The following is a 21877-nucleotide window of genomic DNA, read 5'->3' on the forward strand; positions in this document are numbered from 1 at the left end:
CGCCGCCAGCGTTCGTCCTGAGCCAGGATCAAACTCTCCATAAAATTTATGAAGAACATTTGATTGCTCAAATTTCTCACTCTCATTTGACGAGTCATTGGCTGTTCCTTGTTGTTTAGTTTTCAAAGACCATTTTTGTTTTGTCACTCATTTGTGACGGAATTACATCTTACCATCTCAGCTTCTCAAAGTCAACAGTTAATTTTTAATCACTTAAGCTCTGAGGGCTTTAGAGACGGTTTTTGCAATTCAGCCCCAGTGGCGACATTTATAGATTCTAGCAAAGTCACTTGGAAAAGTCAACATCTTTTTTTAGAATCTATTTTTTGAGAATTTGGCGTCGCGACTTGTCTCACGGCGCTTAGTCATAATACCATCGCGTCACTCATAATGTCAACACTATTTTTCTAATTTTTATAAGGGCCCTTTCGCTGCCAATAAATACGCCCATGGGCACTTGTTAATGTCTCCATAAATACTATCTTTTATTCAAGATAGATATCTTTAATCTATGCTCAATGCCACCTTAAGTCGAAAACGGCAGCATTATAAATCTATGCTGCCGTTAATTATCTAAAATGTCTTTGACCTAAACCAGCTTCACTAAGTAGTAATTCTTTTTCCCCCGCCGAATGACGATAAACCGACTTTCGATCTTGTCCAGCTGCGCTACCGTAAGTGTTGTATCAGTCTGCCGAATGCCATTTACATATACCGCGCCGCTCTCCATAGACTCCCGGGCTTGTCTTCTGGAGGATACGGCACCTACCTTGATCAGGGCATCCACGAGCAGCATTTCCTGATCCTCCACATCTGCTGAAGGTACGTCACTGAAGCCTTCTTCCACTTCTTTAGCAGTCAGATTGGCTATCCCGCCGGTGAACAAAGCCTGGGAAATCTTCTCCGCCCGCTCACGGGCTTCAACTCCATGAACCAGCTCGGTGACTTCCTTGGCCAGCATCCTCTGGGCATTCCGTTTTTCTGGTTGACTCTCCACTTCCTGAGCTAACCCCTGAATTTCTTCAATGGAAAGGAAGGTGAAGAAGTTAAGGTACTTCACCACATCCCGATCATCGGTATTAATCCAGAATTGATAGAACTTATAGGGTGAGGTCTTGTCCGGATCCAACCAGACCGCTCCGCCTTCTGTCTTGCCGAACTTGGTTCCATCGCTTTTAGTGACCAAGGGTACCGTCAAGCCGTGAACCTGACGATCTTCTCCCACAGACATGCGGCGAATCAAATCCGTCCCGGAGGTGATATTCCCCCACTGGTCACTGCCACCAATTTGCATCTCACAGCCATAAAGTTCATTGAGCTTGAGAAAATCATAGGACTGCAGAATCTGATAGCTAAATTCCGTAAAAGAGATCCCCCGGCTCATTCTTGACTCCACGGATTCTTTAGCAAGCATGCTTCCCAAAGAAAAGTTCTTCCCAATATCCCTCAGAAACTCAATTACATTAATAGTTCCCAGCCATTCATAATTATTGGCCATAATAGCCGGATTCCCAACTCCCTCAAAATCAAGGAAGCAACTCAGTTGCTCTTTAATACGATTAGCCCATTCCTGAACCACTTCCGTAGGATTAAGCGTCCGTTCGCTGGTTTTGCCGCTGGGATCGCCAATTAAGCCGGTACCCCCGCCCACCAGTGCAATGGGGCAATGTCCCGCAAGTTGAAAGCGTCTGAGCATTAAGACGGGCAGCAGGTGTCCAATATGTAAACTGTCCGCAGTCGGATCAAAACCACAATATAAGGTCATCGGTGATTCAAGACGCTTATACAATGCTTCTTCGTCCGTTGTTTGATAGACTAAACCTCTGGCTTTTAAATCATCGAGAATATTCATGACTTTTATTCCCCCCTAATTCTTATTATTATACTGTTTTATGACCTTCATATCAACTTGTAAAGACTGTGTCTCACATCATTTCGTTCCGCCTTTTGTTCATAATTTAAGGCCTTGGAATTGGCCTCTGCATTTGCCCCATAATATAGAGATTTTGTTAATAGCGAAAATATGTTATAACCTGACTTTTACAGATAACATAACATAAGATTCAGAACGAGTGGAATATTATCTTAGAAAAATGCGGATTTCCGCATTTTTTATACATTTATATTGATGTTGTACGATAGATATGCGACAATATACATGAGGTGATGCTTTGTGATAAGAAAAGATTCTAAAATGCGAAGCGGCGTTTTGAAGACGCATGTACGTGTTGTGGAAGGGTATCGCCCTGGGCCGGGGATGCCCACCAAACAACGTACCATCCGAAGTTTTGGTTATCTCGAAGACCAAGACGATCCCGAGGCCTTCATGGCGATGGTAGAGGAGTTCAATGCGAACTTCAAGCAAGAGGTTCCCTTACGCATTGAAGTTGCATCCAATGCGCTGATGTATAGCGAGGAAAACCGGCGACAGAACTACGGATATAAATTCCTTGAAGCTGTCTATAACCTGCTCGAAATCGATTCGTTCATCAAGAGCTATGAAACATCGCATAGGTTCCGGGGGGAGTATTCACTCAACGACATTTTCAAATTTCTGGTGCTCGCAAGAATCCTCCGCCCGGATTCGAAGCGCGCCTCCTGTCAGATGAAGGACAGCTTTTATGGGATGCGTATGAACTTCACATTGCCGGATGTTTACAGGTCACTTGACCACTTTGCCGATTTTGAGATAGAGCTGCAGCGGCATTTAAATGAGCAAGTCAAGGGGAAGATCGGTCGCGATCTTTCCTACGCATTCTATGATGTGACCAACTATTTCTTCGAGATCGACTTCCCCGATGGTGGGGATGACCTGCGCAAGAAGGGTGTGTCGAAGGAGCACCGCACCGACCCGATCGCCGCGATGGGCCTTTTCATGGATTTGAACGGACTTCCGGTCAATATGTCGATTTTCCCTGGCAATACCAGCGATTCCCTCACACTTCAGCCGACGATGAAGGAGGTCAAGGCATCCTATGAGCTGGGCAGGCTGGTGGTGGTCGCCGACAAGGGACTCAATTCTTCGAAGAATATCGACGCGATTGTGAACAATAGTGATGGCTTCGTCTTCTCTCAGATAGTCAAAGGGAAAAAAGGGCAGCGCTATCATGAAAAGCTGTTTGATGAAAGTGGGTGGATATCGAACGAGGGTGGTACATACCGATACAAGCTGTTTAACGAAGACTACGAGGGAAAGGACAAAGACGGGAAAAAAGAACTACGGACAAGGAAAGTGCTTCTCTATTGGAGCAAGCCAGAAGCCGACAGGGCTAGACGCAAGCGGGAGGAAAAGCTTGAAAAGGCGGCGTGCTCCGTCAAGAACAATGCTTATAGCATCAAAAAAGGAGTCGATGAATACACAAAAGAAACTCTCGTTGACTTGGAGAGTGGCGAGATTCTGGAAAACACGAAAAAGTTACGTAGCGTGGATTTGGAAAAGGCAGAGAAGGATGCGATGTATGACGGCTATTTTTGTATCATCACCAGTGAACTTGACTATGATGAGCGGAAAATGCGCCAGGTGTACGGTGGCCTTTGGCGGATAGAGCAGTCGTTTAGGATCATGAAAACGGATCTTTATGCCAGACCCGTCTTCGTGAGCAAGAATGAGCATATCCGTGCCCATTTCCTGATCTGCTTCGTTGCACTACTCATCATCCGAATCCTTCAGCATCGTATGGGAAGAAAGGCACTGTCAGCTGAACGGATTGCAAGAGCGTTGGGTGCCGCGACATGTCAGGTTTTGAAGGGCGGCATCATCCACCTCGATGATGTCGGCGGTGCGATCGCATTTGAAAAGGTGCGAAATAAAAAAGGCGAGCTAGTGGACACGTTGGCATTTTCGGATAAAGATGAGGTTGCTCTAGACTACAAGGTAATACAGGATGTGTTCGGTACGGATTTCTACACTATTTATTCAAGGCAAGAGGTGTTCAACAAGTTCCTGAAGAAGATATCCCTGTAGCATAACAAAATTCATATGCGCTCTGAACGTGAAAAAGCCCATAGTTTCAGTGACTACGGGCTTATCATCTTTTTTAACTGTGAAAGTCAGGACTGTGTCTCACATCATTTCGTTCCGCCTTTTGTTCATAATTTAAGGCCTTGGAATTGGCCTCTGCATTTGCCCCATAATATAGAGATTTTGTTAATAGCGAAAATATGTTATAATTCTGCTGTGACAAAGTACACTTTAAACAGTGTACTTTCATCATGTTCGTTACCCAAGTAACACGAAAGAATAACCAAATTATTTAATTCAGGAGGGACAAGATATGGCATCTCCCCCAAAAAGAACCCCATCGAAAAGGCCTCGAAAGAAGAAACGTGTTTCGAAGTTGCGGGTCTTTTTAGTGAGTTTTGGCTCCGTATTCACATTGGCTTGTATAGCCTTATTGATTTATGTTCTGTACGTTGTCGCTGGAACTCCGGATTGGCATCCCGATACCTTGACCAACCAAAAACAAACATCCTTTGTTTATGATATGGACGGGAATCAAATTGCTGAGCTCCATGCCGCGGAGAATCGCCAGATGGTGGATTCATCAGAGATTCCTCAGCTTGTGAAGGATACCTTTGTAGCTGTGGAAGACAAACGGTTTAACGATCATTTTGGTGTGGATCCCATCCGTATTGTGGGTTCCTTTATTGCTGACTTAAAAAGTCAGTCCTGGAAAGAAGGTGCCAGCACCATCACCATGCAGCTGGCCAACAATGCTTTCATTGAGAACCCCCGGGAAAAAACCCTGGTTCGCAAGCTCCAACAAGCAGCTCTGGCGATCCAATTAGAACGGGAGTACACCAAAGATGAAATCCTCACCTTCTATCTTAACCGTATCTTTTTTGGTGAATCCTCTTTCGGTATTCAAGCTGCCGCCAAGACCTATTTCGGCAAAGATCTTAAGGCCCTAAATCCTGACGAAATCGCCCTTCTTGCCGGATTACCCCAGGCTCCCAGCGGCTATAACCCTTATTATCATCCTGAAGAAGCTAAAAAACGCCGGACCATCGTCCTGGGTGTAATGAAAGACTCAGGCCTCATCACAGCCGATGAGTATGACCAATATAAAGATGCACCTTTTGAGCATGTGGAAAATGTCAAAGCCAACCGAGCCGAATCTGAAAAGCCGGTAGTCGCCGGCACCAATTATCAATATCCTTATTTCGTTGATCATGTGATCGAAGAGCTCATCAATGAGCACGGCCTTACAGAAGACCAAATCTTCAACGGCGGCTTGAGAATCTATACCACGGTGGATACAAAGATTCAGGCAGCAGCAGAGAAGGAATTTGCCAATGCCGCCAACTTCCCACAAAGTGTGGATGAAACCCTTGTTCAAGGTGCTATGACCGTTCTCGATCCCAAGACAGGTGCTATTCGAGCTTTAGTAGGCGGCCGGGATCACAACACAGCCCGGGGATTCAATCGAGCCACTCGAGCCAGCCGCCAACCCGGTTCAACCGTTAAGCCTCTGGTTGTTTATGCCCCAGCTCTTGAAAAAGGCGGCTTTTTCCCAGGCACAGTCCTGGATGATATGCCCGTTAAATATAATGCCGGCAATGGTCAAGTATGGGCTCCCGTCAACTACGATACCGAATATGCGGGCTGGCGCGGTCTCATCACCATGCGTTTTGCTGTGCAGAACTCTGTCAACGTCTACGCGGTCAAACTCATGAACCTGGTAGGTATTGAATACAGTTGGAACTTTGCCAAAAACAGTCTCGGACTTCCCCTAGAAGAAGGCGATAAAGTACTGAGCTTAGCTCTAGGAACCAATCAGATGTCCACCTTAGATATGGCTTCCGCCTATGGCGTGTTTGCCAATAACGGAGTTCGAGTAGCCCCTCATGCGATAGAAAAAGTTCAGGATGCCAACGGCAAAGAAGTCCTCGTTCCGCAAGTTACCAAGGAACGGACCATGAAGGAAACCACCGCTTACCTTATGAACAGCATGCTGCGCAGCGTCGTCACCGGCGGAACAGGAACTCGGGCTCAGATTGGCAATTGGGCTGTTGCCGGTAAGACAGGCACTACCTCTCTGGATCCGGATATTTACGGTTACCGCACCGGGAATCCGGATGCCTGGTTCGCAGGCTATACGCCCGAATATGTAGGTGTGGTCTGGATGGGCTATGACAAAGATGATGAAACCTTAACTCACTATCTTCACAAAGTTTACGGCGGCCAGTACCCTGCCCAAATCTGGAAGAATGTTATGACCGCAGCTCATGAAGGCTTGACCGTACAGACAGAATTCCAGCAGCCTTCCGGCATTGTCGGCGGTGACTTCGATACTAAATCCGGATTAATACCCAGCAGTCTGACTCCCAAGGATTTTATCCGCAGAGAAATTGCCGCTCAAGGTGATTTCCCCACCCGTGTCAGTGATGTTTGGGTAGAAAAAGAAATTGATAAAGATCACCCAGAATATCTCGCAGGCACAGGTACCGTTAATAAAGAGAAAAAAGTATTCCTGAACATCACCGGTCGTGATTCCGAGACTCCTTGGCCAAGCGACGAACAGCCTTACAAAATGCCCGAAAAAGAGTATAACGAAACGCCACCTCCCAATGAGACGACTTCCCCGCCGGCAGGGGATCCCAGTATCCCGATCCCGACCCTGGGAGCTGTGGCTTATGATGCAGCCCAGAGCTCGGTGACCATCCCTGTCGCCTACCCCGAAGGAAGCGAAGGGCTCCACCTTATCGTTTATGTAAAATTCCCTGACCATGATTTTGTTCAGCCTTTCTCCCCCGATGCCCAGCCTGGAGGATCGAATCAGATTCATATTCCATTAAGCATAGAGGGAGAACCTATCTCACCGGGTAACTATAGTTTCTGGGCATGCTTACAAAGCCCTGAAACCGGAGCAACCGGTAACCCTTCCCCAGTGGCTGTCTTAACCATTACAGACTAAAGCCCATAAAAAAGTCCGTGTGAAATTTGGTTTTCACACGGACTTTTTTATGGGCTTTTCTCATTGTTATTTGTTTGGAACTCAAAGCAACTTATGTTTAATAACGCCCATCCCTGGCTTCTGACAAAATTACTTCTTCTTAATCGCCAAGAAGTAGATTACCGCCAGAATAACGATGACTCCACCAACAACAATCCATGGGCTCATAGGCTCATGGGTTTCTGCTGGTTGTTCGGCAGGAGTCTCTGCAGGTTTCTCCGCAGGTGTTTCTGCTGGTTGTTCAGCAGGTGTTTCACCCGGGGTTTCTGCAGGTGTTTCTCCCGGAGTCTCTCCTGGGGTCTCAGCCGGTGTCTCTTCACCACCGTGAGTACCTTCTTCGTGGCATGGAGTACAGGTTTTCCCATCCGGACTCAAGTCAGGATAAGCGTTCGTGTTCGCTGCCGAACTTAAGAACAGTCCAACGGAAAGGCTTAAAAACAGCGCAAACATCAATAGGAACCGACCTTTTTTACTCATTTCTACTCACCCCCCCTAGGTAGTATAATATCATTAACAACTTGCACGAACAAGTACGTTCTTCGAATAATCCAAAAACTTTTTCCAGGCGGGTGGCGATGCCCACAATTATTTAACCACTCTTAAATCAGGATGCTCCTGCAGCTTATTATAAATTGTCTTTCGGGTTACTCCTAATTTTTCTGCTGCTGCAGTGACATTACCACCGACGGATTTGAGCACATGATCGATAATCATAGCCTCAGCCGTGTATAAGAGCCCTTGTTCTTGTTTCTTCAGACCTTTAGCCAAAACATCCTCTACCAAGCCTTTGACTTGATAGTTTTGATAAGATTCTTGGATTCTCTTAGACAAATAATCAACCTTCAGAGTCAAACCGGCTCCCATCAAAATAATAGCTCGCTCAATTGAGTGCTCCAACTCACGAACATTTCCCCGCCAGGAGTAATTCTCCAGAGCTTCCACAAACTCTTGAGCCATCTCAACCGTTTGCTCCAGACCATATTTACGAGAGAATTTGCTGATGAATTCTTTCGTTAAGAGCAAAATATCTTCCCTGCGTTGTCTCAAAGCCGGTAATTCAATGATAAAGGTACTAATGCGGAAATAGAGATCTTCCCTAAATAACCCCTTATCCGACTCTTCCAGAAGGTCCTTCTTCGTAGCCGAGATTAAGCGGATATCCACAGGAATCTCTTTGGTACTCCCCACCTTTTGAACTTTTCCTGTGGAGATAACCCGCAGAAGTTTAATTTGATCCTGGACAGGCATACTTTCTATTTCATCCAGGAACAGGGTTCCTCCAGAGGCGGCTTCGATCTTGCCTATCTTCCCCCCTTTCAAAGCTCCCGTAAAGGAACCTTCCTCATAGCCAAAAAGCTCGCTTTCCACCAGCTCCGCAGGAATAGCCCCGCAATTAATGGCAATAAAAGGCTTCTCCCGACGTGGACTGGCTGCATGAATGGCCTGGGCGAACATTTCTTTCCCTGTTCCATTTTCCCCGAAGATCAAGACCGGAACGGAGGTGCCTGCCACATTCAACCCGATGGACTTTGCTTCATTTAATTCAGCATTATTGCCTACGATATCATCAAAGCTATATAAGCCAACCGTGGTCTTAGAACCCTGAGAATTCTCCTGAAGCCGTTGGGTCAATGACTGTTTTTCTTCTACGATAAATATCTTGCTTGTTTCGAAGTCCTCATAATCTAAGCTGTTGCTGTTTATAATCAAGGTCTTGCCATCTGCTTTAATCTCCTGGCAAGCAAATATAGAAGTCCAGTCCTCCTGAGAAAAAAACTCACTAACCTTTTTTAAAGAATTCTTCCCTTTGCTTAGATTCACCAAAGTTTGAAATTTTTCATTATAGTGTATGGATTTCTTATTATTAATATAAGCTACGCCTTGAGGAAGCAAATCAATAATATCCTTGATCTTCTTTTCATGCTTCTGGGTCATCGGCAAGTAAAGGCGGTCAAAGACTTGGGCAAGATAAGTGACTAACCAAAACGCATCCTGAGTCCTTTTTATATCCTTTAAACCAATATGGATCCCTCCCATAACTTCACCTTGGTGATTGTGTATGGGAGCAGCTGTATTCACCCCGTTTTCAGCAGGCCAGTATTGATAGCTTAAGGAACTAACTAAGGCAACAGGAACATTCTCAGCTAAAGCTATGGCAGTAGCATTTGTCCCCACAGTTCTCTCCGAGCATTCTCCGATAAGATTAGCAAAGGGACTTCCTAGATCATCATAGATATGTTTGGTTAAGCTCTCTTTTGCTGAAAAGGTAAAGGTAAACCCCTGATAATCGATCAGTTCGAGAGCCTGTTTAATAAAAAAGTTGTAGCGCTCCAAACACTCTATAAAACGGCTAAGCTCTTTGCTTTTGGACTTATCTATTGGGTGATGGCAAGGTTTTTCAAAGGGATCCACTCCGTACCGCTGACTCCGTACCCATGAATTATAAACCACTTTGGGAACAATGCCTGGATCCACGGGTTTGCCCTCCATAAAAAGCTCCCGCTGATCTCTGCATTTCTCCAGATAGGCTTTTTCTGTTCCTTGGCTTATCCTTTGCAAAAGTTCATGAACATGCATGGGACTCCCTCCATTCAACATGTACGGTGAAGCAAGCGCATATATTCTTGAGCCAACTTTCACAACTATTAAGGCGGCTCGGATCCCTTTTAAAAATGCTATTCTTTTTTGATTATACTATCTGGGCATTAAGAAAACCATAGAAATATCGTTTGCCGCAAGGGTAGACCCCATGTCTTCAAGCCACACAACATGGGGTATCCCCCTGTCTTCTCTATTGAATCTATAATTAAGTCTTATTTCCCAGCGATATGTTTTCCGGCAATATAACCAAAAGTACCGGCTGAGGCAATTCCGCCTGTATAAACTTCTCTGAAAATACCTGCGCAGGGCGGGCAGGCATAGAGATTGGGAATCGGGGTTCTCTGGACATCAAGAACCTGAGCATTTTCGTTGATGGCAACCCCACCGAAGGTATGGTAGATATTCGCGGTTACAGGTACAGCATAGAAAGGACCTTGGGCGATCTTATTATGATTGAGCACCCTGGGAACTTCAAGACTGTCCGTAGTACCGCTATCAATGGCCTTATTGTATTCGTTGACTGTTTTCAAAAAGGCCCCCTTATGCATACCATGGATTTCCTGGCACTTTGCAGCCAACTCCTCAAGAGTTGCAGCTTCTACAACCTTACCCCCCTGATCCATATACATCTTAAGAATCGCTTCCGACCCCGCCGCCTTGTCATAGATGGCCTTGTCCCCAATCATAAAGGCCATCGCTCTTTTTTGCTTTAACACTTCTTGAGGGAGTCTGGCGTATTTGGCTTCGATGGGAGATGTCTCATCTGCAAAACGTTTACCTTGAAGATTGACCAGAATACCTGTGGTCTCATCAGGGAAAAGAAAGTTGACCCACATGGGAACGGCAGGACGCCCGCCGCCGATGCCCGGCAGGCTTTGTGGATCACCGGCGCGCTTTTCCTCATAGAGCTCCGGCTCATCTTCCACCGCCGGTCCTGGAACAATACCGGAAAAAGTCCCGGAGAAGGTCGAAAAGCTTCCCTGAGTCATAGCTCCAACCCCTTGGGCCATCAGCATTCCGCTGCCCGTATTATAAGGAGTCCCCATGTTTCGGGCCACATCCCCATTAGGTCCAATATACTTAGCCATCAATCCTTTATTGGATTGGAACCCACCCGTAGCTAAAATAACGGAACCAGCCTTAATGAAGATGGCCTTGGATTCACCCTTCTTAATGGCTTGAACACCGCAAACCATACCGGCTTCATCAATGACAAGGCGCAAAACCCGTGTCTGGGTCATGATTGTACCGCCCTTACCTGTGACAAAGTTCGCTAAAGCATCAAAATAGGCTTTATGCCTAAGATATCCCGCTTCACCGGAGCCTAAGCCGTAGTCATTATTGAACCCCTTGCCGCCCGGATGCTTTTTAAGAGGGATACCATTCTTCTCCAGCCAAGGAAGGTATACTTGTCTAAAGGTTTCTACATACTTTTTCGCAAGTACAGGATCATGCAGATCTTCAGTATGCTCTTTGTATTTTTCCCATGTATCTAGACCCCAGGAATGGATGGTACCGCCCGAATATGCGGAGCCACCGCCGAGAAAGGCACTGATTTCGCAGAGGATGACCTTTTTGCCTTCTTCTACGGCAGCCGCGGCTGCACTTAACCCACCATTACCGCCACCGACGACGACGACATCCGTTTCCTGATCCCATGCTTCGGGAGCTGACGCTGGGGCAACCGCCTCGGTATTATTGCAGCCCACTAAAAAACTGGATCCAGCCACAACAGCGGCACCTGCAGCGGCTCGTTTAATAAAATCTCTTCTGTTAATGGTCATTCCGATTCCCTCCTAAAATTTAATAGGATTACTTAATCGTGGTCATTAACTTGTTTTCCTTTTGCGCTCCTTTGGTATCATTGCCATTGTCTTTTCAGGCCTTATCGGTTTATTCCCGATTTCCCTCCCCTCTTGATGTTTTGTCGAAATTTCTAAACTCGGAAGAGCAAGACTGAGCAACTTTTTATAATGCAAAAACCATGCCAACTCTCTTTTTAATACAACTTGTTCAAAATAGTACTTAAACAAAGCTTTGGGGAGCTTTATGTGAATGTCTGACTCATGATCAGCTTGTGAAAAAATTACACAAGCCGATCTATGAGTATTTTGGGAACAGTTACTTGTTGTATTAAGAATTAATGCTTGTCATTTGTCATTCAAATGGTGCACCGGTGCAACATTTGGGTAAAAAAGAAGAACCGGTCTTCCCGGTTCTTCTTCTCTTCTTGCTCTATTCCTTGCTTTCAACTGGCTCTTCTTTCTTGCTCTCAGCCGGCTCTTCTTTTTTACTTTCGGCAATTTCCTTTTTCTTTTTCTTGCCATCATCGTCAGAGAGATCTGTGGCATCTTTAAACTCTTTGATACCTTTGCCTAAGCCCTTGCCCAGTTCAGGGAGCTTCCCAGGTCCAAAAAGAATCAGAGCAATAACCAAGGCAATAACTGCAACAGTAGGGGTAATCATAGCAAATGTTACCATATCGTCACCTCAAGTCAAATTTTCATATACATGCATTATATACATATCCGGCATGAAAAATCCAGAAAAAGTTCTATTATTTTAATTCCACGACAGTTACGCCAAGATCCCCTTCCCCATGCTGTCCTAAGCGGAAAGATTTGACATGGTGATGACCGCGCAGGAATTCATGAATCCCCTGTCTTAAAGCCCCTGTCCCTTTGCCATGAATGACATAGACCTGGCCGACTCCCGTCAGTACGGCATCATCCAGGTATTTATCCAATTCATAGCCGGCCTCTTCCACCATCATTCCCCGTAGATCGATTTCCGTACGGATGATTCCGGCCTTTTTCATCCCGACTTTCCCCTGTCCGCCTACGGATCGAGTGGGTTTGGCCGCTTTCTCTTCCTGGATCAGCCGAATTTCACTCAGAGGAACATTCAACTTAATCACTCCTGCCTGGACAAAAACCTCTCCAGAATCATTGGGCAGCTTAAGGACCTGCCCTTTTTGCCGGAGCTTAGTCATATATACCATCTGCCCCAGTTTAATCTCTTGGGGCTCCACTCCATGAGGAGTTCTCAGCGGGGTATCCTGATCTCCCACTTTATTGGACAATTTACGAATCCCCTGGCGGGTTCTTTCAATAGCTTGTTGATCTTTTCGCTCCTCTTTAAGAGCAAGCTTCAACTCATCAATAAGCCTCTCCGCTTCTCTCCTTGCCTCCCGGACAATCTCTGTGGCCTGATCCCTAGCCTTGGCCATAAGTTCCTGATAGTCATCCTCCAGCTTTTGAGATTTCTCCTTCAGTCCCAGGCTTTCCTTCTCAATGGCCTGCCGTTCCTCACGGGCCCGGCGTTTTTCCAAATCAATCTCCCGTTGAGTATCCTCAAGGTTTTCGATTAAATCGGCCACCTGCATTTCCCGCTCCGTAACAAAGGTTCGCGCCCGATCCAAGACCCCTTCCGGCAGCCCCAGCCGTCCGGCGATATAAAAGGCATTGCTTTTGCCGGGAATCCCGATCAGCAGGCGATAGGTAGGTCTTAAGGTCTCCGAATCAAATTCTACAGAAGCATTTTCTACCCGGGTCGTATTGTAGGCAAAATTCTTTAACGCTCCATAATGGGTGGTAGCCACAATTCTCGCTCCCCGTTCATGAAGCTCAGCAATGATCGCCATAGCCAGAGCTGAACCTTCCGTAGGGTCGGTGCCCGCTCCCACTTCATCAAGGAGGATCAGGGAACGCCAATCGGCTTTTTCCACAATCTCCACAATGTTTTTCATATGACCGCTAAAGGTACTTAAGGACTGTTCCACACTCTGCTCATCACCGATATCAGCAAAGATCTGAGTAAAGACCCCTACCCGGGAGTCCGACTCGGCAGGGATATGCAAGCCGCACTGAGCCATAGCCGCCAAAAGTCCAATGGTTTTCAAAGCCACCGTTTTCCCGCCGGTATTGGGGCCGGTGACCACCACCGTATCGAAGCGAGTCCCCAATTGGATGGTTAAGGGCACCACCTTTCCTGTAAGAAGAGGGTGCCGGGCCTGGACAAGGCTTATCTCCTGCTTCTCGGTAAGAATCGGTGCTCCTGCATTCATCTCTTCACTGAGCCGTGCTTTAGCCAGGATGAAATCCACCCGGGCCAGGGCCTCGTGAGCATCGGCTATGGCCTCTGCCTCTCCTTCCACACGGGCTGAGAGGAGTAAAAGGATTCGCTGAACCTCCCTTTGTTCCTTAAGGACCACTTCCCGCAGCTCATTTCCCAAGTTGACCACAGCCATGGGCTCAATATAAAGGGTCGCTCCACTGGCCGATTGATCATGGACGATACCTTGAAATGATTGGCGGTATTCCTGTTTGACCGGGACCACATAGCGTTCCGAGCGCTGAGTAACAATAGGATCCTGAAGAATCTTTTGGTAGGCGGGGTTGCGAATGATGCCATCTAAAGTTTCCCTGATTCTGGTCTGCAGGCGGGAGATGCTCCGACGCAAATCCGCTAAAACAGAGGACGCTTGATCCGCTACCTGACCATCCTCCGTAATACAGCGGGTAATCTCCTCCTCAATACCCTTGGGCAGAATAACCTGTTCCATGATCCCCTTAAGATGAGGAACCTCCGCCTTGCCTTCTTGCAGGCCTTGCTTTACGATGCGGGCTGCTTTTAAAGTGTCCCGAATCTGCAGCAGCTCATCGGTCGTTAAGGTCCCTCCCTTTAAGCACCGCTCCACTAAAGGCCGGATTTCCCGGGCTCCCCGCACCGAAAAAAGCGGATTAATCCTTAGTATATCCTTGCCCTCACCGGTTTCCTCCAAAGCCTCCCGCACCAAATCCAAATGTGAGTGGGGTTCCAATTGCTCTGCCAATTCCCGGGCCCGCGGCATAATGCACTGATTGGCAAGACGTTCTAAGATTTTATCAAAATCGAGTTTCCTGATCACCCGTTCATTGAGTACCATATTCTACGGTATTCCTCCTTCTTTAACAATGCCTGCCTGACTTAAAGCACTCCTCTAAAATAATGTCCTTTGGTAAACCCTTCCGGGAAACGCTCTGCCAAGTATCCATTGACCTTTTCGGCCTGCTCCTCTGAGATGCGCTCCCCTGCAAGTGCCCTCTCCCAACCTTCAAGAAAGACTCGTACCGTATCGCGAATCTGGACAGGATTGGCTCGATCCAGCTGCAAGCGAATCCGTTGAACACCCATTTTGGCAATGCTCCCCAATTCCTTGTAAAGATTCAAGCGCTTCACATTATAAAGATGCATCCGACAATCCAAATCTGTTTCGATGGGGAAGTCATAGTTGAGCCGATCTCTCAAATAATGGGGTTCCTTCACACAGGGCGCCGTACATTTTGTTCCTTTTTTGCCTCCCAATGTGGCACCTACAGGGCAATACTCACTGACCATCATCTCCAGCTCCCCAAAGGCAAAGACTTCTGTCTTGGGCCAACGGGCCAGAGGCTCAATCTGGCTATGTTCAAGCTCTGTAGACAAGGTCACCCCTTGGGCCCCTAAACGGAATAGATGGGCCACCGCGGCCTCATTAAAGATATTGACAGGGTAATCCACCTCAAAAGGCCAGTCCGGATCGATATCCTTCACCATTTCCAGCTCTCCCAAGTTCGCGACCATGATCCAGGGACGATCCTCCCAGGCCTTTACCTTAAGCAAAGCCTCATACCACCAAGCACTTTGCTCTTCGTTTAAAATCCGCGGCAGGCGCAAAAGGCAGTTTGCTCCCTGTTCTTTGCAAAGCCTTACACCGGCCCGGATGTCCTCCCAACTCATCCCCTTGCGGGAACGCCAACGCTCCCCACCCAGAGCAATTCGCCTTGCCCCAGCCTTTAAAGCCGCCTTTACTCCCTCCAGATCGCTGACGGCAACAGTCAAGCGCCTTGCTGCTAAAGAAGCAGCTTTGCTATGACTTCCGGGCAGCGGCTCTTTATGTTGCTGAGCTTGCTGAACCTGCTCCTCTTGCTCAAGCTTAAGGCGATTTTGCCATTCCTTCAGGCGCTGCTTATATTCCCCTCTGGTAACTTTTTCTTGCTGGAAAGACTTATGGAGCAAGCCTTCAACTACAAGCCTTCTCATCTCATTGAGTTCACTGACCGGAAGCATAAGACCTTCCTCCACCTCCAGGTCCAACTCTTCCAACCAAAAAGGTGTTGTACCCAGACGATTTAGCTGTTGGAAGGCGTACTCCTGAGTTAAGGGGCGCTTCATAGCCTGCTGAGCCGGGGTAGCTGAATCTACCCGGACATGTTTGTCCTGATCCCAAGCCTCTAAGGCCATAAGCTCTCCGATGGAGCCGGATAGGCGCATTTGCAAAGGGCGCTTGCGCCGCTCCTTACCCTCCTGGAAACTCTGGCGGGCTTTTTCCATTAATTGCTCATCATGAGTTTTAAATACCCGATCTCCGGGGTGGGATTTGCCCGCAAACTCGATCTGAACGATATCTCCCGGCTTCCCTTCCTCGCTCTCCCTCTTGCCTTGCCAAACCTTCTGGACCGTGATCCCTTCCCGGCCCCGGCTTGTCCAGACCTCAATTCCATCACCGGGTCTGAGATATGCCTCCAGTTTAATCTCCAGCTGATTGCCCCTATTCTGAACAATCCTGCCCAGACGAATCCCTCTATTGTTGGGGCGGGCATAGCTCATCAACTCCGCTCCAGGGTGACTATGGAAATAAGCCCGAGAAAAATCCCGGTTAAAAATCTGTAAAAGTTCGGTCTTTTCTTCCCCTGTCACCGCTGACCCAGCGTTTACGCCATTCTCTTGGGAAAGCACGTGATCCAGAGCACGACGATAAATACGAGTGACCGTAGCCACATACTCCGGCCTTTTCATCCGTCCTTCCACTTTCAAGGAGTAGACCCCACACTCTTTTAAAGTATGAATCTCCTCCACAAAGTTCAAATCCCGCGGACTTAGGAGGTGATTGCCTAGGTTAGCCTCAGCCAGCAGATCTTTTCTCTCTTCATTCATCAGTTGGTAGGTCAGCCGGCAAGGTTGAGCGCATCTTCCCCGGTTGCCGCTTCGGCCCCCGATATAACTGGACATCAAGCATTGCCCCGAGTAGCAAATACACAAGGCCCCATGGACAAACACCTCTATCTCCAGAGCGGTCTTGGCAGAAATGGTTTTCATCTGCTCAGCCGACACTTCCCGGGCCAGGACCACTCGTTGAAAGCCCAGTCTTTCTACATGACGAACACCCCAGGTTGTATTGATGGTCATCTGGGTACTGGCATGGCGCTCCATCTCCGGCAAAACGCTCCGGATCATTGACCCTACGCCAATATCCTGAAGGATCAGGGCATCCACCCCAATCTCGTATAAGCTGTAAATATAATCGTAAAGCTCAGGAAACTCCTGATCGGCAATCAAAATATTCACCGTCACATAAACCTTCGTCTCCCGCTCATGGGCATACTGCACCACCTGCCGCAGCTCATCCAGGCCAAAATTAGCGGCACTGGCCCGGGCATTAAAGCTCCTTCCCCCCAGATACACCGCATCGGCCCCATTCTCTACAGCAGCTTTAAAAGACTCATAACTCCCCGCCGGAGCTAAGAGCTCCATAGAAGATAACTCCGCATCCTTAATGTGTGACATTCTACAATTCCCTCGTTCCTAATATCATCCTCACGATCCCCGGCGTCACATCCTCCAGCCGCTCCCACTGTGGCCATTCCAACGGCTTGCTGGACCAGCCCAGAGCAGGAACCGGATTCTGAGTATGGCCTTTAACGCTAAAATCCTCAATATTACCATGATCGCTGGTTAAAAGCCAGGTCACATCCTCATGACGAACTACAGACATAAAACCCCCGATAAACCCATCAATCTGCTCAATTAAAGCCACCGCTTTTTCCCAATCCTGTTTATGGCCGCGCACATCCGTCTGGAAGAATTCGTACAGAGTAAAATCATAGTCCAAAGCCAGGCGGCCCAGGTTTTTCCCTGCTTCATAAGCAGTTATTAGCGGTATATCTGCTTCTTGTTCCAGCTCCCTGAGGATCTCATTGGTCATATCCTGATAAACCCCTTTTCCCTGCAATAGATCCTCGATCCGGCGTAAAGGCACCCCACCAGCCAGGGCGGATAAGGTAGAAGCAGTATGCCTCCTCTTCCCGGAAGCTATCGTCTCATCATAATGACTGGTAAAAGTATTGGCAAAAGTCACCTTCTTACCTTGATCTGCTAACTGTTTAAAGATAGACTTTTCTTTTATAATCTCCGCCAGTTTTTCATTGGGATAGGCATTCAGATGAAAGCCCAGTGTCTTGGCACCGTTAACCCCCGTCCACAAAGTCGTCTGACCTGTAGCACTTTGAGGAATTCCGGTCACATCCAAGGAGGCATCCAAGGGTATCAGGATTAGCTGCTCAGATTCTATCCGACGCTCCTGTCCCCACAGATAATGTCCTCCCAACAATTCATCTATGTAAGGGGTATGGGCAGCCATAATAGGATTATCCCGGTCTCCGCCTAACCCAAATCCATCAAGAAATATCATCACAAAATGCATCGAGCCACCCTCTCTCTATATCCCTACTTTAACAAGCCTTTTCCAGGTCATATCTCTACTTCATGGCAGTTTTCTCTTGGCTTTAGCTAACAGCCCTTCAGCAAGCTATACCAAGCAAGAATACATCTATAAATTCCTAAAAAATAAACACTATATAAGCATTATACACTCTTTTTAGTGTATCCAAAAATCACTGAAAAAGCCAGGCACCCCTCTGCATTATTGAACGAGACTTCTTTCAGTAGGGGATTCGCCCCCCACTGAAGCTGGTCGAGTCCATACTGGATTTAGCAGCCCTTGGGCACCCGCTGCCTATAGAGATGGAGGTCTTAGGGCGGATTCACTCAGTGATAAAGCTAAGCCGCCCCTTCACTGCTGAAGAAAGCGGCCCGCTCTAACCCTTCATTGCTCTCTTTGGCCAATATCATCAGGTTCTTTCTGCTCATTCATGCTGCATCTTTCTCCTCAAATACATGTGGCAAATCCCCGCTCATGCTCAATAATATAGACCCTCCGGCAATTAGAGGGTCTATAAGACTTTTAACTATTTTTTCAACAAATTATAAACATGATCGGCTACAGGAAGTCTGCTTTTTAATGACTGCAACTATGCTCATGGGCACGGCAGGAGTCGCCGGAGTCCTTCAACGTCCCTTCAAGCCATTGCTGTGCTACCGATTTGACTTCTCCTGAACATCCCCGTATTACGGAAATGCCCGAGTTGCTCAGTACCCGAACGGCACCCTCGCCCATATTACCGGCTAACATGAGTGTTACACCCATTTCAGCAAGTGTTTGGGCAATGTTCGATTTACAGCCACATCCCACGGGAGAAGCGACTGTTTCTTGATCTACCAGTTCTTTCTTTCCTTCATCGACTGTGAACACTGTGAAATACTCACAATGGCCAAAGTGGTCATCAATCCGGTTCTGACGAGAGGGCAAGGCTATTTTCATACATTCCACCTCCATGTACTTTCAATTGAGAGCAAGATAAGTCATTATTGACATATGCCCTTTATTGGACATAATATCTCAGTTTCGGGCATATGTCAATAACTCAACCAAAGGTATCCACCTAGCCAAAAAGGGGACTGTCCAACTGCCAGTCCCCTCTCTCTGCTCTCTTTATTCTTCTTGCGCTTCAATAAGCTGCATGAGAGTTTCTTGTTCTTCCTTGATTTTTTCCAACTCGTCGGCTAGATTCAGCGCGGCCAGAATGGCGATTTGATGAATGGCTAAGCGCGGTGTCCGTTGGGCAATGAGACGCATCTTTTTATCCACTTCACGGGCAACCTTCAGGATATGCTCCGGGCTTTCCTGTCCGCGAATCACATGTTTTTCCCCAAATATCTCAACAATGACCTTTTCATTTTCTTCAGCCATATGACACCCCCCAGATACTATACTATTTTCTCCAGGCAGCTCCAAATTCCTTTTCAATCCCTTCAAGAACTTGCTGGTTTAAGGCATTGACCTCTTCGTCCTTCAGAGTTCGATCCAAGGCTTGATACTTCAGCGCAAAAGCCAGGCTCTTACGATCTTCGGGAATAGGTTTGCCGGTATAGACATCGAAGATATTCACCTGAACCAAAAGCGTTCCTCCCAGCTCCTTAATCCGTTTCATAACATCCTGGGCGGAGACCTCCAGCGGTACCACTACAGCCAAATCCCGCTGCATCGCCGGAAACTTCGGTATGGAGAAAGCTCGAATGGTCCGGTTGCCGGCCTCCAGCATGGGAGCCACAGCCAGTTCAAAAATCAAGGCCCTTTCCAGTTCCCACTCTTTGCCTAAAGCAGGATGAATTTCGCCCATCAGACCGATCTTTACCCCGTTGAGGTAGATATCTGCGGAACGCCCCGGATGGGTGAGCTCCTGATTATTGGGCAGCCGATAGTCGAACTCCAGACCAAACTCACGAGCCACTTCCTCCAGAATCCCTTTCACTGTATAGAAATCATACTCCGTTACCGGGGTCAGCCAATGGCGGGAGGATTTGCCCCAGATCACCCCGGCCAAATGCAGCTCCTCTTGAGGAAGCCTGACCAAGGGGCGCTCCTTGCTCTTATAAATACTGCCCATCTCGAAGAGCCGAATATCCAGGTTCCTGCGGGAGATATTCCGGGCGGCAATCTCCATAATGCTAGGAAGCAAAGCAGTCCGCATCACACTTAACTCTTCCCGCAGCGGATTCAGCAACGGAATAGCCTGATCCATATCCCCAAACTGGCGATCGGCATCGGGGCGGGTGAAGGAATAGGTCATGACCTCATTCAGACCCAAACCAACCAGAAGATGGCGGAGCGTACGCTTAAATTCCTGCTCAGGAGTTCTCCGTCCCTGAGTCTGATCTCCTTGGGGCAAGGTCGTGGGAATCCGATCATAGCCTGTCAAACGGGCCACTTCTTCAATTAAATCTTCTTCAATAGTAATATCGGAACGATAGGTAGGAATCTGAACTTCATATCCCCTATCCTTTTCTTGATAAGGAAAACGCAAGCGTTTGAGAACCCCGGTAATCTCTTCCTCAGTAAGAGCCGTTCCCAGAAGGGAATTGGTCTTTTCCACAGTAAGGGAAACCGCCGCAGGCTCTGGGAGCTGCCCCGCTTGTTCGACAAACCCTACCGGTTTTCCGGCTCCCAGCTGGATAACCAACTCAGCTACACGGCCCAGGGTCGCCGCTACACCATGTGGATTAACCCCTTTTTCAAAACGATTGGATGCCTCTGAGCGCAGTCCCAAACGACGGCTGGTGCGGCGAATGCTGACACTGGAAAAATGAGCCGATTCCACGAAGATCCTTTTGGTGGAGTCGGTGATTTCACTGTTTAAGCCACCCATGACCCCTGCCAAACCAAGGGCTTTCTCGTCATCAGCAATGAGCAGCATTTCCGGATCAAGCTCCCGCTCTATATCATCAAGGGTCACCAGCTTCTCTCCAGCACGGGCCCGGCGAACGTGGACAGCGCCGGCGATGGCATCCCGATCAAACGCATGCAAAGGCTGTCCCATCTCCAGCATAATGTAGTTGGTAATATCCACAATATTGCTGATCGGGCGCACTCCTGCTGCTTTAAGACGTTTCTGCATCCACTCCGGAGAAGGCTCAATGTTGACATCTTCTACGACTAAGCCGGCATAGCGCTGGCACAGACCCGGATCATCCAGAACAATCCTGGCCTTAGGATCCCCTGGGTAATCCGGGCCTTGGGACCCCTCCGCCCATGCAGGCAGATGCAGTGCTTCCCCGGTCAAAGAAGCAACCTCCCGCGCCACATTCACCATACCCAAACAATCGGGACGGTTGGGATAGAGTTCCAGATCCAGGACGCAATCCCCTTCGCCAAGAACGGTATCCATGGTTGCCCCTAAGGGAGTCTCCTTCTCTAAGATAAGAATGCCGCCTTCACTGCGCGGGTCCCCTAAGCCGGAGTCCAAATGAAGCTCCTCAGTGGAACAGAGCATCCCTGAAGATTCCACTCCCCGCAGCTTCGAGACTTCGATATGAACTCCGTTGGGCAGCGTGGTTCCCGGCAAAGCCACCGGAATCCGATCCCCGACCAGCAGATTCTGAGCTCCTGTAACGATGGTCGTGGACCTGTCTCCCAGGTTCACTTCGCAGATCCACAGCTTATCCGCATTAGGATGATGTTCCATGCGGGTGATTTCGCCGACCACGACTGCCTCCAGCCCTTGATTCAGATACTCAACGCCACCGACCTCAATCCCGCCCCGGGTTAAGCTTTCCGCTAAATCCTCAGCAGTCTGAGCGATATCTACATATTCCCGTAACCATTCCAAACTGACCTTCATACC

General features: G+C 47.9%; 13 protein-coding genes. 2 read left to right on the forward strand and 11 right to left on the reverse strand.

What is annotated here, in order from left to right:
* Positions 1-589: 589 nt before the first annotated feature.
* A complete protein-coding gene (gene tyrS, locus DESLBE_RS15470; RefSeq protein WP_015942640.1) occupies positions 590-1852 on the reverse strand; it encodes a tyrosine--tRNA ligase in 1263 nt (420 codons plus the stop codon).
* A gap of 321 nt (positions 1853-2173) precedes the next feature.
* Here tyrS and DESLBE_RS15475 point away from each other — a divergent pair, with 321 nt between their 5' ends.
* Positions 2174-3964 (forward strand): IS1634 family transposase, encoded by a 1791-nt coding sequence (locus DESLBE_RS15475; RefSeq protein ID WP_015942639.1) that lies wholly within the window; start codon positions 2174-2176, stop codon positions 3962-3964.
* Between the two features lie 310 nt (positions 3965-4274).
* Positions 4275-6917, forward strand: a complete 2643-nt coding sequence (locus DESLBE_RS15480) for a PBP1A family penicillin-binding protein (RefSeq protein ID WP_005808242.1) — start codon at positions 4275-4277, stop codon at positions 6915-6917.
* A 129-nt stretch (positions 6918-7046) separates the two neighbouring features.
* Here the strand turns inward: DESLBE_RS15480 and DESLBE_RS15485 are convergent, their stop codons facing one another.
* From DESLBE_RS15485 to pheT, 10 genes are all read right to left on the reverse strand, one after another.
* A complete protein-coding gene (locus tag DESLBE_RS15485) occupies positions 7047-7433 on the reverse strand; it encodes a hypothetical protein (RefSeq protein WP_005808240.1) in 387 nt (128 codons plus the stop codon).
* A 108-nt stretch (positions 7434-7541) separates the two neighbouring features.
* Positions 7542-9533, reverse strand: a complete 1992-nt coding sequence (locus DESLBE_RS15490; RefSeq protein ID WP_015942638.1) for a sigma-54-dependent Fis family transcriptional regulator — start codon at positions 9531-9533, stop codon at positions 7542-7544.
* Between the two features lie 236 nt (positions 9534-9769).
* On the reverse strand, positions 9770-11341 hold the full coding sequence (locus tag DESLBE_RS15495; protein WP_011458992.1) for an FAD-dependent oxidoreductase: 1572 nt from the start codon (positions 11339-11341) through the stop codon (positions 9770-9772).
* A gap of 451 nt (positions 11342-11792) precedes the next feature.
* Complete coding sequence (gene tatA, locus DESLBE_RS15500) at positions 11793-12038, reverse strand: twin-arginine translocase TatA/TatE family subunit (RefSeq protein WP_005808234.1); 246 nt, start codon at positions 12036-12038, stop codon at positions 11793-11795.
* Positions 12039-12114: 76 nt separating this feature from the next.
* Positions 12115-14484 (reverse strand): endonuclease MutS2, encoded by a 2370-nt coding sequence (locus tag DESLBE_RS15505; RefSeq protein ID WP_144677472.1) that lies wholly within the window; start codon positions 14482-14484, stop codon positions 12115-12117.
* Positions 14485-14525: 41 nt separating this feature from the next.
* Positions 14526-17144, reverse strand: coding sequence for a DUF3656 domain-containing protein (locus DESLBE_RS15510; protein ID WP_144677473.1), 2619 nt, complete (start codon positions 17142-17144; stop codon positions 14526-14528).
* 1 nt (position 17145) lies between these two features.
* Positions 17146-18060 carry a metalloenzyme gene (locus DESLBE_RS15515; RefSeq protein WP_144677474.1) on the reverse strand — a complete coding sequence of 305 codons (915 nt, stop codon included), beginning with the start codon at positions 18058-18060 and terminating at the stop codon, positions 17146-17148.
* Between the two features lie 594 nt (positions 18061-18654).
* Positions 18655-19017 (reverse strand): NifB/NifX family molybdenum-iron cluster-binding protein, encoded by a 363-nt coding sequence (locus tag DESLBE_RS15520; RefSeq protein WP_144677475.1) that lies wholly within the window; start codon positions 19015-19017, stop codon positions 18655-18657.
* Between the two features lie 171 nt (positions 19018-19188).
* Positions 19189-19446 (reverse strand): cell division protein ZapA, encoded by a 258-nt coding sequence (gene zapA, locus DESLBE_RS15525; RefSeq protein WP_005808223.1) that lies wholly within the window; start codon positions 19444-19446, stop codon positions 19189-19191.
* Between the two features lie 22 nt (positions 19447-19468).
* Entirely contained in the window at positions 19469-21874 is a 2406-nt protein-coding gene (gene pheT, locus DESLBE_RS15530; protein WP_015942636.1) for a phenylalanine--tRNA ligase subunit beta, read from the reverse strand.
* Positions 21875-21877 lie beyond the last annotated feature (3 nt).

This window comes from Desulfitobacterium sp. LBE, from assembly GCF_007830365.1.
Lineage (GTDB): Bacteria > Bacillota > Desulfitobacteriia > Desulfitobacteriales > Desulfitobacteriaceae > Desulfitobacterium > Desulfitobacterium hafniense.